This is a genomic window from Amycolatopsis sp. NPDC045836 (genome assembly GCF_056431745.1).
Map to the genome: position 1 here is coordinate 388236 of NZ_JBWKKF010000001.1, position 12758 is coordinate 400993.

Consider the following 12758-nt stretch of genomic DNA (forward strand, 5'->3'; position numbering starts at 1 on the left):
GGTGTGACCCGCGACATCGTCCAGAATGGACGCTGTGCGCATAGATCTGCACACCCACTCCACGGTCTCCGACGGCACGGACAGTCCGGCCGAGCTGATGGCCGCTGCCGCCGCCACGGGGTTGAACGTGATCGCGCTGACCGATCACGACACCACCGCCGGCTGGCAGCCCGCCATCGAAGCGCTGCCGCGCGGGCTGACCCTGGTGCCGGGTGCCGAAATGTCCTGCGTGTCCGGTGAGCCGGGCGCGCGGATCGGCGTGCACCTGCTCGGCTACCTGTTCGACCCGGCCGCCGAAGCGGTGGTCGTCGAGCAGCGCAGGCTGCGGGCGCAGCGGCGGTCCCGGGTGCGCACGATGGCCGAGCGGATGGCCGCCGACGGCCTGCCGGTGGACCCGGACGAGGTGCTCGGCCTGCTCGCCGAGGACTCCCCGGCCGGGCGCCCGCACCTGGCGCAGGCGCTGGTCCGCGCCGGGCTGGTGTCCACTGTGGACGAAGCGTTCGCGCGGTACCTGGCCAGCGGCCGCGGTTACTACGTGCCGGGAGCCGACACCAGGGTGGAGACGGCGATCGAGATGATCACCGCGGCCGGCGGGGTGACCGTGCTGGCCCACGCGTTCGCGCACACCCGCGGCCCGACGCTGAGCGAGGAGGCCATCGCCAAGCTGGCCGCGCACGGGCTGACCGGGCTCGAGGTGGACCACCCGAACCACGAGCCCGCCGATCGCGAGCGGCTGCGCGGCCTGGCCCGTGAGCTGGACCTGGTGCCCACCGGCTCCAGCGACTACCACGGCACCAACAAGACCCTCGAGCTCGGCCAGGACCTCACCGCGCCCGAGGCGTTCGAGGAACTGGTCGGGCAGGCCAGCGGCGCGCAACTGGTGACCGGCTGATGGCGGTCTCGGACTTCTTCAACGCCACGCTGTTCATGGAGGCCACCATCACCCTGGTGGTGATCATGGACCCGCCCGGCACGGTGCCGGTGTTCCTCAGCCTGACCGGCCGGAAGTCACCGGCGGTGCGGGCCCGCGCGGCCCGGCAGGCGGTGCTGGTCTCGCTGCTGGTGATCTCGCTGTTCGCCATCGCCGGGCAGGCGATCCTGGCCTACCTGCACATCGGCATCCCGGCGCTGCAGGGCGCCGGCGGGCTGCTCCTGCTGCTCATCGCGCTGGACCTGCTGACCGGCAAGGGCAGCACCAGCCCCGAGGTGGCCGAGGACGTCAACGTGGCGCTGGTGCCGCTCGGCACGCCGCTGCTGGCCGGGCCGGGGGCGATCGCCGCGACCATCGTGTTCGTGCGGCAGGCGGACGGGCAGGCCGGGGCCTACGTGGCGCTGGCGCTGGCCATCGTGACCGTGCACTTCGTGCTGTGGATGTGCATGCGGTACTCGGGCGTGGTGATCCGGCTGATCCGCGAGTCCGGCATCACGCTGCTGGCGAAGGTGGCCGGTCTGCTGCTGGCCGCGATCGCGGTGGAGCTGGTGGCCGATTCGGTGAAGGGGTTCATCTCCGGCAGCTGAGTCCGGAACTGTCGGTGGTGGTGCGTACGCTGGGTGTCGTGTCCCAGATCGGCTTCGACTTCGGTGCCCAGCAGCCGCGGCGGCTGACCAGGGTGACGCCCGCCAAGCTGGCCACCTTCGACGACTGCGCCCGCCGGTACCGGCTGGCCTACCTGGACCGGCCGACCCCGCAGCGCACCGGCGCCTGGGCGCACAGCACGCTCGGCGCGGTGGTGCACAACGCGCTCAAGGCGTTGTTCGACCTGCCGGTCCAGCGCCGCAGCCCGCAGCGGGCCGCGGCGCTGGTGGCCGAGCACTGGAAGGACGCGGGCTTCCTCGACGAGGTGCAGGCCGGGAAGTACCGCCGCCGCGCGCAGGAGTGGGTCACCGAGTACGTCGAGCGCAACGACGTCGGCTTCGACCCGATCGGGCTGGAGCGGTGGGTGTCCGCGCCGACCGGGGGCGGGCTGGGCGGGCCGACCATCATCGTCGAGGGCCGCGCCGACCGCATCGACGAACGCGGTGGTGAGCTGGTGATCGTCGACTACAAGACCGGGCGGCGCCAGCCGGACGAGTACGAGGCCCGCAGCGCGCAGGCGCTGGCGATGTACGCCGTGGCGGCCACGCGCACGCTGCGCCTGCCGTGCCACCGGGTGGAGCTGCACCACGTGCCCAGCGGCACGGTCGCCGCCGCGGAGCACACCCCGGAGAGCCTGAAGCGGCACGTCACCCGGGCGGAGGAGACCGCCGCCGACTTGCAGAAGGCGACGGATACCCTGGCGGACGGCGGTGACGGGCAAGAGCTGTTCCCCGCCAGGACCGGGCGCCACTGCTCCTGGTGCGACTTCCGGCCCAGCTGCGCCGAGGGCCAGCAGGCCGCGCCGGAAGCGCGGCCGTGGGACCTGCTGGCGCCGTTGGAAGACGACGAATAGCGAGAGATTCCCCAAGTGCACGCTTCTGGCCCCAGCTCCGCACGGCAGAGGCCGGGTTCCCGGCGGCCGCCCGCCGATCCGGTGGCGAACGCCCGGACCGACGAGTTCGTGACCCCGGCGAACGCGCCGACCGATGAACTGGCGGTGCCCCCGGTGCCTTCTCCGGCGCCTTCGGGACCCGAGCCGCGCCCGGTGGTCCGGCCGCGCCGCTGGTGGCGCGGGCTCACCGGGGCGATCGCCGCGGGCATGGGCATGCTGTTCGCCGCCGAGGTGGTCATCCAGATCTACGCCCAGTTCGTCGACTCACCGGGCCCGGGATTGCCGTCGCTGATCGGCCACTTCGCCGCCGCCGCGGCCGTGGTCGTGGCGCAGTACTTCGCCGACAAGCTGATCGGCCGCCGCGCGGCGGCGTGCGGCATCGCCGTGGTCGTGCTGACCCTGGGAACGCTCTGGTTCTTCTGGTGGGCCTAGCCGGGTGAGTCCCGGGCACTGCTGAACGTCCGATGCTCCAACCCGGCCGGCTGGGCCGGTTACGGCTACTGCGCCAGCCACTCCGGCCCGGGGCACCGCTCGTCGCAGACAAGGGGTTCGCGTCGCGCGGTATCGAGCTGCTCCGACCGGGCCGCAAACGCGAGAAACGCCGCCGGGGCGAGTGGCCGGTCCTTCGCTGGTGGCCGATGACCACTGATCACTTCCGACTCGCTCGTCTAGCTGGTCCAGGCGCGCCACGCCGGTACGAGCACCGCGAGCAGGCCGTCCGGGTTCTCCGTGTTGGGTGAGTGCGCGGCGCCCGGCACCAGCACGAACGGCGCGCCCAGCCGTTCGGCCATGTCCCGCTGCGCCGGGATGCTCCACGCGTCGTCGTTCTCGCCGGCCACGACCAGGCTCGGGGTGTCGTGCTCCCGCAACGACCCCGCCAGCTCCGCCACCCGGTCCGGCTCGTTCCGCAGCACGCCGGCCATGCCGAGCAGGCCGGCCGCGCTGGAGCGCACGAACCGCTCCCGCAGGAACGCCTTGACCTCGTCCGGCACCAGCGCCCAGGCCGGGAAGCGGGCGCTGACCTCCTCGCGGACGGCGTAGGCGGCGGCCGGCCCGTCCCGCCGGAGCAGCGGTTCGCCGAGGCCGAGCGCCGCCCGGCGACCGCCTTCCGGCAGCTGGCCGGGGCCGCTGTCCAGCAGCGTCAGCCCGGCGACCCGGGCGCCGGCCAGCACGGCACCCCTGGCGACCAGGCCGCCGAACGAATGTCCCAGCAGCAGCACCGGGTCCGGGCCCAGCTCGGCCACCAGGCCCGCGACCACGGCACCGAGCTCCGCCGGGGTGTAGGCGGCTTCGTCGTCCACCCCCGGCGACTCGTACTGGCCGGGCAGATCGATGGCGACCGCCCGGAAACCGGCGTCGGCCAGCGGGTCGAGCAGCGGTGCGAAGTCCTCCTTCGACCCGGTGTAGCCCGGCAGCAGCAACGCCGTCGCCTTGGCGCCGCCGGTGGTGCGCAGGGCCGCGATCGGCCCGTGCGGACCGGTGAACTCGGTGCGTTCGGCCTGGTGCGGCCACAGCTGCGACGGCCGCGGCGGTGTGCCGTCGGCCAGTCCCGGATGCATCCCCATGCGTTCCCCTAGCGCAGTGCGGCCAGCGTCGTGCCGCGTTGTTCCAGCAGGATCGGGCCGATCGAGGCGAGCCGGACCGGACCGCGGTAGCCGTGCCGGTCGACGCCGATGGTGCGGAGCGTGCGGCCGGTGCCCTCGTCGATCACCGCCAGCCCGCCGGGGACCGGCACCACCAGCTGCCCGGCGAAGCTCACCGCCGGGCCCAGCGTGCCGTTCAGCGTCCACTGCGGGCTCAGGCCGTCCCTGGACAGCGCCACCGTCTTCGAACCGGTGAACCAGTAGAAGCCGCGGGTGCCCCTGGTCACCGGCTGCACCGGGCCCTGCGGGGCCGACCGGTCCGCCGCGGGCAGCTCCAGCGGGTAGGCGGTGCGCTGGTTGCCGTCCTGGTCGTAGATGACCAGCAGGTTCTGCTCCGGCAACGCCACCGCGGTGGCCTCCCCGGAGACGGCCACCAGCCGGACCCCGCGCCCGGCGGTGACCGAGCTGAAGTTCACCTCGGGCTCGTCGCTCTCCTTCGGCGTCGACTTCAGCAGGGTCAGCCGGTCGGCCGGGTCCTCCGGGCACTGCTCGACCACGCCGACCTTGCCGGAACCGGCGGCCACCGAGGAGTAGGCGCAGCCGGTGCGCGGCTGCTTGCCCGGGTTCGTCAGCGCCGGGACCTCGCCGTACTCCAGGCTGCGCACCAGGTCGTCGCGCCAGGTGTTGAGCAGCCTGGTGCCGCTGGTGGTCACGTGCGAGCCGTCGTCGACCAGCTGGGTGCCGAGTTCGGCGTCACCGTTGCGCAACGCCGTGCGCTTGCCGGTGCCCGGGTCGAGCTGGGTGACCTCGCTGCAGCCGTGGTCCTTGCGGAACAACGCCAGCGCCTTCGACCACACCCCGGCGACCGTGCAGAGCTGGAGGTCACGGGCGTAGCGCCAGCGGACCGCACCGGTCATCGGGTCCCGGCCGGCCACTTCACCGCCGTCGCCGGTGACCACCGACGTGCCCTCGGCCACCGGGATCGGCGTGGCCGCGCTCGGGGCCTGCCACACCTCGGTGAGCGTGCCGGGCACCTCGGCGGGCGCGTCCGGCAGCGACGGCGCCGCGTCCGCGGTTTCCGAGACGGTGGCGCGGCTGTCGCTGGTCAGCCAGACCACCCCGGCGGCGAGCAGCACCACGACCGCGAGGCCGACGGCGATCGCCTTGTCGCGGCCACGGCTCCACGGCGATTTGCGAGCTTTGCCCGGCTTCTCCACCGGCTTCTCCACCGGCAAGGCCGCCTCCTCCCCGGCGGGGGTGGAGGCGGCCAGCACGTCTTCGGTCGGGTGGGGCTCAGGCACGTGCTCAGTCTGCCGAAGCCGGTGTGTCGGCCGTGTTGGCCGGGGCACCGGCGCGGCGGCGGCGACGGCGGCGCGCCGGGCGCTCGCCGCTCTCCCCGGCCGCGGATTCGGGCTTCTCGTTGGTGGCCGAGGCATCGCCGTTCGGCTTGCTGCCCCCGCCACGCGTGCGGCGGCGGCGCGTGCGCTCCTCGCCACCGCTCTCGGCTTCGGGCTTCGCGGCGGCGGCGTCCGCGGCCTCGATGGCGGCGGCCGCGTCGGCCCCGCCACGGGTCCGGCGGCGCGGGCGGCGGGTGCGCTTGACCGTGGACTCGGTCTCCGAGCGCCCGCGGCGCTTGCCGCCGAGGTTCTCCTCCGGCTCGGCCGACAGCCCGGCGCGGGTGCGCTTGGCCAGCGGCAGCCTGCCCGACGCGCTCTCCGGAATGCCGAGGTCGGTGAACAGGTGCGGGGAGGTGGAGTAGGTCTCCACCGGCTCCGGCTTGTCCAGGCCGAGGGTGTCCGAGATGAACTTCCAGCGCGCCTCTTCGTCCCAGTCGACCAGGGTGACCGCGACCCCGGTCTTGCCCGCCCGGCCGGTGCGGCCGATGCGGTGCACGTAGGTCTTCTCGTCCTCGGGCGTCTGGTAGTTGATCACGTGCGTGACGTCGTCCACGTCGATGCCGCGGGCGGCGACGTCGGTGGCCACCAGCACGTCGATCTTGCCCGCGCGGAACGCGCGCAGCGCCTGCTCACGGGCGCCCTGGCCGAGGTCGCCGTGCACCGCGGCGGCGGCGAAGCCGCGCTCGGCCAGCTCGTCGGCCACCTTCTGCGCGGTGCGCTTGGTGCGGGTGAAGATCATGCACAGCCCGCGGTCCTCGGCCTGCAGCACCTTGGCGATCAGCTCGGTCTTGTCCAGCGAGTGCGCCCGGTAGACGAACTGGGTGGTGCGCTCGTGCACCGCGCCCGCGTCGTTCTCCTCGGCGCGGATGTGCGTCGGCTGGTTGAGGAAGGTCCTGGCCAGCGTGATGATCGGGCCCGGCATGGTGGCCGAGAACAGCATGGTCTGGCGCTGTTCGGGGACCATGCCGAGGATGCGCTCGATGTCCGGCAGGAAGCCGAGGTCGAGCATCTCGTCGGCCTCGTCCAGCACCAGGTTGCGGACCTTGCCCAGCACCAGGTGCTGCTGCTCGGCGAGGTCGAGCAGCCGGCCGGGGGTGCCGATGACCACGTCGATGCCCTTGCGCAGGGCGGCGATCTGCGGCTCGTACGGCCGGCCGCCGTAGATGGCCAGGGTGCGGATGCCCAGGTGCTTGCCCGCGTCGGTGAGGTCGCGCGCGACCTGCAGGCACAGCTCGCGGGTGGGCACCACGATCAGCGCCTGCGGGGTGCCGTCGCCGGGGGTGACGATGCGGTGCAGCAGCGGCACGCCGAAGCCCAGCGTCTTGCCCATGCCGGTGCGGGCCTGGCCGATCAGGTCGTCACCGGCCATGGCCAGCGGCAGGGTCAGCGACTGGATGGCGAAGGTGCGCTCGATACCGCTCTCGGCCAGTGCGCGCACGATCTCCGGGCGCACGCCGAACTCGGCGAACGTGGGTGCTTCGGGCTCGACCGGGGCGCCGGCCTGGAGCGGGTGGGACGGGTCGGTCTCCGGCAGGCCGGTCTCGCTGTGCTCCAGCGCGACCGGATCGCTACCGGCAGTGATGTTCTCTTCGTGGTTTTCGCTTGCGGTCAGGGTGATCGCCTCTCTCGTACCAGCGCGCACTGCCTGGCTTCGTGACACTCGACCGCGGGTTGGCCCTCGCGGGAATGCCGTCGGTGTGGAGGCGTACGCACACATGTCACCGCTACCCCGGCGCTCCGAGCCCCGGCCTTCCGCCAGGGGACGCGCCGTCGTGGTGCGGCAGATCCTCTTGATCCAACGCGAAGTGTACCCCGTCGAATTCCGGGAACGACTACACGCCGCGCCCGCCACGTGATCTCTGTCACCCGTTGAGGGCGGCTAGGCTCACCGCGTGACCGACGGAAAAGACAAGATCAGCGAGGGTGTCGTCGATCTGCTCGGGGTGCTCGCGTACGGCGAGCTGTCCGCGTTCGACCGCCTCGCCGAGGACGCGAGATCGGCCCCCACGCTGGGCGGGCGCGCCGCGCTGTCGTGCATGGCGGCCGCCGAGATCGGCCACTACGAGCAGCTGTCGGAGTACCTGTCGAGGCACGGCGTGGCGGTGCAGCGGGCGATGGAGCCGTTCGTCCGCCCGCTGGACGCCTGGCACGCCTCGACCGCGCCGAAATCGTGGCTGGAATCACTGGTGAAGGCGTACGTCGGGGACGGGCTGGCGGCCGACCTGTACCGCGAGATCGCGCACTGGCTGGACCCGGAGACCAAGGACCTGGTGCTCACCGTGCTGGCCGACACCGGGCACTCGGCCTTCGCCGAGCAGGAGGTGGCCGCCGCGATCGAGGCCGAGCGCACCCAGCGCGACAAGCTCGCCCTGTGGGGGCGGCGGCTGCTGGGCGAGGCGCTGACCCAGGCGCAGTACGTGGTCGCCGAGCGCGACGGGCTCGCCGAGTTGATCGTCAGCGGTTCGGGTGACCTCTCCGGCATCGCGCAGTTGTTCCGGCGCCTCCAGCAGGGTCACACCAAGCGGATGCAGGTGCTCGGACTCGGTTAGCCTGGGATTTGTCGTTTCCCTGTTGTTGATTTCGGGCGGAGGTCCCAGGTGGAGGTCAAGATCGGCATCAAGGACACCCCACGTGAACTCGTGGTGTCCAGCGGCCAGTCCGCCGAGGAGGTGGAAAAGCTCGTCTCGGAGGCGCTGAACGCCGCCGACGGCCTGTTCCGCATCTCCGACGACAAGGGCCGCAAGTTCCTGGTGCCCGCCGACCGCATCGCGTACGTCGAGATCGCGCCGAACGACGTGCGCAAGGTCGGCTTCGCCGTCGGCGCATAGCCGCTGACCGGGGGAGGCCGCCAGCGGCTTCCCCCGGAAGTGTTCACATCGTTATTTTTGCCACACCCTCAGCACCGCATCAGCTACACAGGGCACACTGGACCGGAGTTTTCCGGGGCCCTCCGGCCGTCGATGCGGAGAAATGGGGTGGACGGCGTCACTGCGGCACAGGCACGCGCCGGCGTGCTGGACCAGAGCCCGCTGCCCGAGCAGCGGACGCTGCGGCTGACCGGGGTCGACGTCGCCAGGGGCGTCGCGGTGCTCGGCATGTACGCGGTGCACGTCGGCCCGCACCCCGCGCACGGCGGCCTGAACCTGGCGTTCCTGCCGTTCGAGGGCCGGTCCGCGGCGTTGTTCGCGGTGCTCGCCGGGGTGTCGATAGCGCTGATGTCCGGTGGTGAGGTGCCGAAGACCGGCAGGCCGTGGGCGCAGGTGGTGCTGCGGCTGCTGACCAGGGCGCCGCTGCTGATCGCGCTGGGCCTGTTCCTGACCAACCTGCACACCGGTTACCTGGTCATCCTGGCCTACTACGGCGCCTGCTTCGTGCTGGCCATCCCGTTCCTGCGGCTCGGCATCCCGGCGCTGATCGCCGGTGCCGCGTTCTGCGCCACGGTGCTGCCGTTCCTCTCGTTCGCCATCCGCTCGCACATCGCGCCGCGCGACCTGGTGCTGTGGCTCCCGGACGCCACCGTCGAGACGTTCAGCACGGCGTCGTTCGACTACATCCTGCAGGTGCTGCTGCTCACCGGCACGTTCCCGGCGCTGAGCCTGCTGGCGTACGTCTTCGCCGGCATGGCGATCGGGCGGATGGACCTGCGCTCGGAGCTGGTGTGCCGCCGGCTGGTGGCCGGTGGTGCGATCACGGCGGCGGTGGCGTACACCTCGTCGTGGCTGGCCACCGACGTGCTGGGCGGCCGCGAGGAGATCTACCGCTCGCTCATCCCGGCGGCGGGTGCGGCCGGGATGAGCCCGGCGGAGTACTACGACCTGAACGTGAACCAGTCGTTCGGCACGCCGCCGACCACCACGCTGGCCTGGGAGTTCGTCGCGAACGGGCACTCCTACACCCCGTTCGACCTGGTGGGCTGCATCGGCGTCGCGGCGGTGGTGATCGGCGGGTGCCTGCTGCTCACGCGCCGGTTCGGCAGGCTGCTGCGGCCGGTCGCCGACCTGGGGTCGATCGCGCTGACCGCCTACGCCGGCCACTTCGTGGCGATCTGGCTGCTGTTCCGGGAAAAGGACGCGTTCAGCCTGTCGCACTGGCTGTGGTTCGGCGGGGTCGCCCTGGTCTTCGCGGTCGCCTGGAAGAAGTGGGTCGGCCGGGGCCCGCTGGAGTGGGTCCTGCACCAGGCTTCCCGCTGGCCGGTCAAACTCCTCCCCAAGCGCGTGGCCTGACCCGCCCGCGAACCACCTCCGCGGAGGTGGTTCGCGGGAACGGGGTCAGGCGGTGGCGGCTTCCACTTCGGCCAGTGTGGTGGGGACGCGGAACGGCGGGGTGCTGGTGCCCATGACGCGGTAGCGGTCCCACGGGTCCGGATCGGACAGTTCGCCGGCCGCGCTGCCCTCCGGGGTGCGGATCTCGGCCTTGGTCTTCTTGCCGCCGAGCAGTTCGGACAGTTCCGCGGAGGCGTTGATGCGGCCGTACCAGTGGTAGTAGCCGTCGATCGGCTGGAAGTGACCGCGCAGTTGGACCCGCACCGCCAGTTCGGTCTCGCCGACGACGACGGTCGCCTCGCCGGTGTAGCCGTCTTCGTCGTCGTGTTCGTGTGCGCTCACGCCGGTTCTTCCTTTCCCCGTGCCATCTGCACGACCTTGTTCTGCTCCAGCGGCAGGTTCGGGTCCACCACCACGCCCCGCTGGCGCAGCAGCCCGTCGATCGCCGCCCAGATCAGCTGGGTCAGGTACTCGACCACGCTGTCCCGGCTCATCGACCGCCGTTCCAGCCACCACTCCCCGGTGTTCTGCACCAGCCCGACGATGCCGTGCGCCCACGGTTCCGCCGCGCCCGAGTCCATGCCGAACATCCGCATGTAGTCCCCGAGCAGCGAGGTCAGCGCGGTGGCGATCAGTTCCTTGTCCTCGGCGACCACGTCCGAGTCCACCGGCTTGTCCGGCCACGACCCGCGCGCCAGCAGCCGGTACAGGTTCGGGTGTTCCTCGATCACCCCGAAGAACGCGTCGAGCGCCATCCGGATGCGCGGCAGCGGCGCGAGTTCGGCGTTGATCGCCGGGATCAGCCGCTCGAACAGGATGTTCGTACCGCGCTGGCCGAGTGCGACGAAGAGGTCGGCCTTGTCCTCGAAGTGCCGGTACAGCACGGGCTTGGTCACCCCGGCCTCGGCGGCGACGTCCTCCATGCCGAGGTCGGGCCCGTGCTGGTCCAGCGCCCGCAGCGCGGCCTCGACGAACTCCGCGCGCCGGGCGATGCGGTGCTTGCGCCAGCGGTCGCGCCTGGCGTCCCCGGTCTCCGGCTCGCCGGACGGGACCTGCTTGCTGGCTTGCTTGCTGTTGCGCTTGACACGGCCGACCATGTTCCGCATGCTACCAGAGGTAACTGTTACCTCAAGTTACACACAAGTGCGGGTGTGGGAAGGCTAGGTCGGCAATGACGCGGACGCTCAAGGACGCCGGTCGGGAGAAGACCGCGGAACGACTGCTCAAGTCGTCGGCGAACAAGTTCTACGACCCCGAAGTGGACATCGACTGGGACGCGCCACTGGTGCCGGGCAAGCGCTACATCCCGGAGCACCGGTCCAGCCTCTACGGCACGGAGCTGTGGGAGAAGCTCAGCCCCGAGCAGCGGATCGAACTCGGCAAGCACGAGATCGCCAGCGTGGCGACCACCGGGCTCTGGTTCGAGATCCTGCTGATGCAGATGCTGCTCAAGGAGGTCTACGAAACCGACCCGACCTCCAGCCATGCGCAGTACGCGCTGACCGAGGTCGCCGACGAGTGCCGCCACTCGACGATGTTCGCCCGGCTGGCCGACCGGATCGGCTGCCCGGCGTACGGCCCGGTGCCGACGCTGCGCCAGACGGCCAAGCTGCTGCCGGCGATCAGCTACGGGCCCGCCCGCTACGGCGCGATCCTGGTCGCCGAGGAGGTGCTGGACCGGCTGCAGCGGGAGCAGATGAACGACCCGGAGATCCAGCCGCTGGTGCGCATGGTGAACCGGATCCACGTGCTGGAGGAGGCGCGGCACGTGACCTTCGCGCGGGAGGAGGTCACCCGCGGCATGGCCAAGCTGAGCCGGTCCGAGCTGGTCTACCAGCAGTTCCTGATCGCGCTCATCTCGTACTTCGTCACGCGGGCGTTCATCAACCCGTACGTCTACAAGGCGGTCGGCATCCGGCCGCGCGACGGGGTCCGGGCGGCGCTGAACAACCCGAACTGGCAGCAGACCATCGCCTTCGCCGGCGAGAAGATCATGCCGTTCCTCGACGAGTCCGGCCTGATCGGCAAACCGGGGATGCACTTCTGGAGGAAGTCCTTCCTCCTCCCGGCCCGATGAGCCCGCGCGAGTTCACCACCGCCGACGGCACGCGGCTGCACCTGGAGCTGAGCGGTCCGGACGACGCCCCGGCGACGGTGGTGCTGGTGCACGGCTGGACGCAGGACCTGACCTGCTGGGAACCGGTGGTCCACCGGCTGCGCGGGCAGCGGCTGCTGCGGTACGACCACCGGGGGCACGGCGCGTCCGCGCCGGCGACGCCCGGCACGGCGACCATCGAGCAGCTCGCCGACGACCTGGCCGAGGTGCTCGGCGCGGTGGTGCCGGACGGCCCGCTGGTGCTCGCCGGGCACTCGATGGGCGGGATGACGATCATGGCGCTGGCCGAGCGGCATCCCGATCTGGTTTCGCGCCGGGTGGCCGGGGTGGCCTTCGTGGCCACCTCGTCCGGCGAGATGAACCGGCTCACCCTCGGCCTGCCCGGCCTCGCCGGGCGCGGCGTGACGAGGGCTGAACCGCGGGTGAGGAGCCTGCTGGAACGACGGCGCAAGGACACCCTGCCAGGGAGTCCGGGGTTCCTGGCGCCGTTCACCCGCTGGCTCGCGTTCGGCAGGGGGGCGGCTCGGGCGGACGTGCTGGAGGTTTCGGCACAGGCCCTGCGCGCGCATCCCGCGAGCATCGCGGGCTTCCTGGAGGCGATCACCCGGCACGACCGCCGGCTCGCGCTGGCCGCCCTCCGCGGCACGCCGGCGGTCGTGCTCGCCGGGCAGCTGGACCGGCTGTGCCCGGTCCCGCACGCCAGGGTGATCGCCGACGAACTGCCCGACGCCAGGTTCGTCTACTTCCCGAAGGCCGGGCACATGCTGCCCTACGAGCGCGCCGACGAGGTGGCCGCGTGCATCCGCGCGCTGGCGAAGGTGCCGGTGCTCAGCGCCGCCTGAGCGCTCCGGCGGCGGGGGGGGGGGGGGGGGGGGGGGGGGGAGGGGGGGGGGGGGGGGGGGGGGGGGGGGGGGGGGGGAGGGAGAGGGGGA

At 72.2% G+C, this 12758-nt stretch carries 14 protein-coding genes; 9 read left to right on the forward strand and 5 right to left on the reverse strand.

Annotation, left to right across the window (positions count from 1 at the left end; translation table 11 throughout):
* Window positions 1-25: 25 nt before the first annotated feature.
* The 4 genes from AC07EG_RS01910 (at window position 26) to AC07EG_RS01925 (ending at window position 2900) form a co-directional block, all read left to right on the forward strand.
* Complete coding sequence (locus AC07EG_RS01910) at window positions 26-892, forward strand: PHP domain-containing protein (protein WP_478251052.1); 867 nt, start codon at window positions 26-28, stop codon at window positions 890-892.
* Window positions 892-1518, forward strand: a complete 627-nt coding sequence (locus tag AC07EG_RS01915; RefSeq protein ID WP_478251053.1) for a MarC family protein — start codon at window positions 892-894, stop codon at window positions 1516-1518. Before AC07EG_RS01910 ends, AC07EG_RS01915 begins: the two co-directional genes overlap by 1 nt.
* A gap of 38 nt (window positions 1519-1556) precedes the next feature.
* A complete protein-coding gene (locus AC07EG_RS01920; protein WP_478251054.1) occupies window positions 1557-2429 on the forward strand; it encodes a RecB family exonuclease in 873 nt (290 codons plus the stop codon).
* Window positions 2430-2510: 81 nt separating this feature from the next.
* Window positions 2511-2900, forward strand: a complete 390-nt coding sequence (locus AC07EG_RS01925) for a hypothetical protein (protein WP_478251055.1) — start codon at window positions 2511-2513, stop codon at window positions 2898-2900.
* A gap of 236 nt (window positions 2901-3136) precedes the next feature.
* Here AC07EG_RS01925 and AC07EG_RS01930 read toward each other — a convergent pair whose 3' ends face one another.
* Genes AC07EG_RS01930 through AC07EG_RS01940 form a run of 3 tightly spaced genes read right to left on the reverse strand, consistent with a single transcriptional unit; the run spans window position 3137 to window position 7090 of the window.
* Window positions 3137-4033, reverse strand: a complete 897-nt coding sequence (locus AC07EG_RS01930; RefSeq protein WP_478251056.1) for an alpha/beta fold hydrolase — start codon at window positions 4031-4033, stop codon at window positions 3137-3139.
* An 8-nt stretch (window positions 4034-4041) separates the two neighbouring features.
* Entirely contained in the window at window positions 4042-5352 is a 1311-nt protein-coding gene (locus tag AC07EG_RS01935; protein ID WP_478251057.1) for an Rv3212 family protein, read from the reverse strand.
* A 4-nt stretch (window positions 5353-5356) separates the two neighbouring features.
* The gene (locus AC07EG_RS01940; protein WP_478251058.1) at window positions 5357-7090 is read right to left on the reverse strand and encodes a DEAD/DEAH box helicase; all 1734 of its coding nucleotides are present in this window, start codon (window positions 7088-7090) and stop codon (window positions 5357-5359) included.
* Window positions 7091-7340: 250 nt separating this feature from the next.
* On the opposite strand from AC07EG_RS01940, the gene AC07EG_RS01945 reads away from it, so the two are divergent.
* From AC07EG_RS01945 to AC07EG_RS01955, 3 genes are all read left to right on the forward strand, one after another.
* Window positions 7341-7997: a ferritin-like fold-containing protein gene (locus AC07EG_RS01945; protein ID WP_478251059.1), complete on the forward strand. Its 657-nt coding sequence runs from the start codon at window positions 7341-7343 to the stop codon at window positions 7995-7997.
* A 48-nt stretch (window positions 7998-8045) separates the two neighbouring features.
* On the forward strand, window positions 8046-8276 hold the full coding sequence (locus tag AC07EG_RS01950; protein WP_478251060.1) for a DUF3107 domain-containing protein: 231 nt from the start codon (window positions 8046-8048) through the stop codon (window positions 8274-8276).
* Between the two features lie 147 nt (window positions 8277-8423).
* Window positions 8424-9671 (forward strand): DUF418 domain-containing protein, encoded by a 1248-nt coding sequence (locus AC07EG_RS01955; protein WP_478251061.1) that lies wholly within the window; start codon window positions 8424-8426, stop codon window positions 9669-9671.
* Between the two features lie 45 nt (window positions 9672-9716).
* Here AC07EG_RS01955 and AC07EG_RS01960 read toward each other — a convergent pair whose 3' ends face one another.
* Window positions 9717-10052, reverse strand: a complete 336-nt coding sequence (locus tag AC07EG_RS01960; protein WP_478251062.1) for a DUF4873 domain-containing protein — start codon at window positions 10050-10052, stop codon at window positions 9717-9719.
* Window positions 10049-10807, reverse strand: a complete 759-nt coding sequence (locus tag AC07EG_RS01965) for a TetR/AcrR family transcriptional regulator (protein ID WP_478251063.1) — start codon at window positions 10805-10807, stop codon at window positions 10049-10051. The genes AC07EG_RS01960 and AC07EG_RS01965 overlap by 4 nt, the downstream gene beginning before the upstream one ends.
* A 74-nt stretch (window positions 10808-10881) precedes the next feature.
* Here AC07EG_RS01965 and AC07EG_RS01970 point away from each other — a divergent pair, with 74 nt between their 5' ends.
* Together AC07EG_RS01970 and AC07EG_RS01975 are read left to right on the forward strand one after the other, a co-directional pair.
* Complete coding sequence (locus AC07EG_RS01970) at window positions 10882-11787, forward strand: AurF N-oxygenase family protein (protein ID WP_478251064.1); 906 nt, start codon at window positions 10882-10884, stop codon at window positions 11785-11787.
* Window positions 11784-12668: an alpha/beta fold hydrolase gene (locus AC07EG_RS01975; RefSeq protein ID WP_478251065.1), complete on the forward strand. Its 885-nt coding sequence runs from the start codon at window positions 11784-11786 to the stop codon at window positions 12666-12668. Before AC07EG_RS01970 ends, AC07EG_RS01975 begins: the two co-directional genes overlap by 4 nt.
* The last annotated feature ends 90 nt before the right edge of the window (window positions 12669-12758 follow it).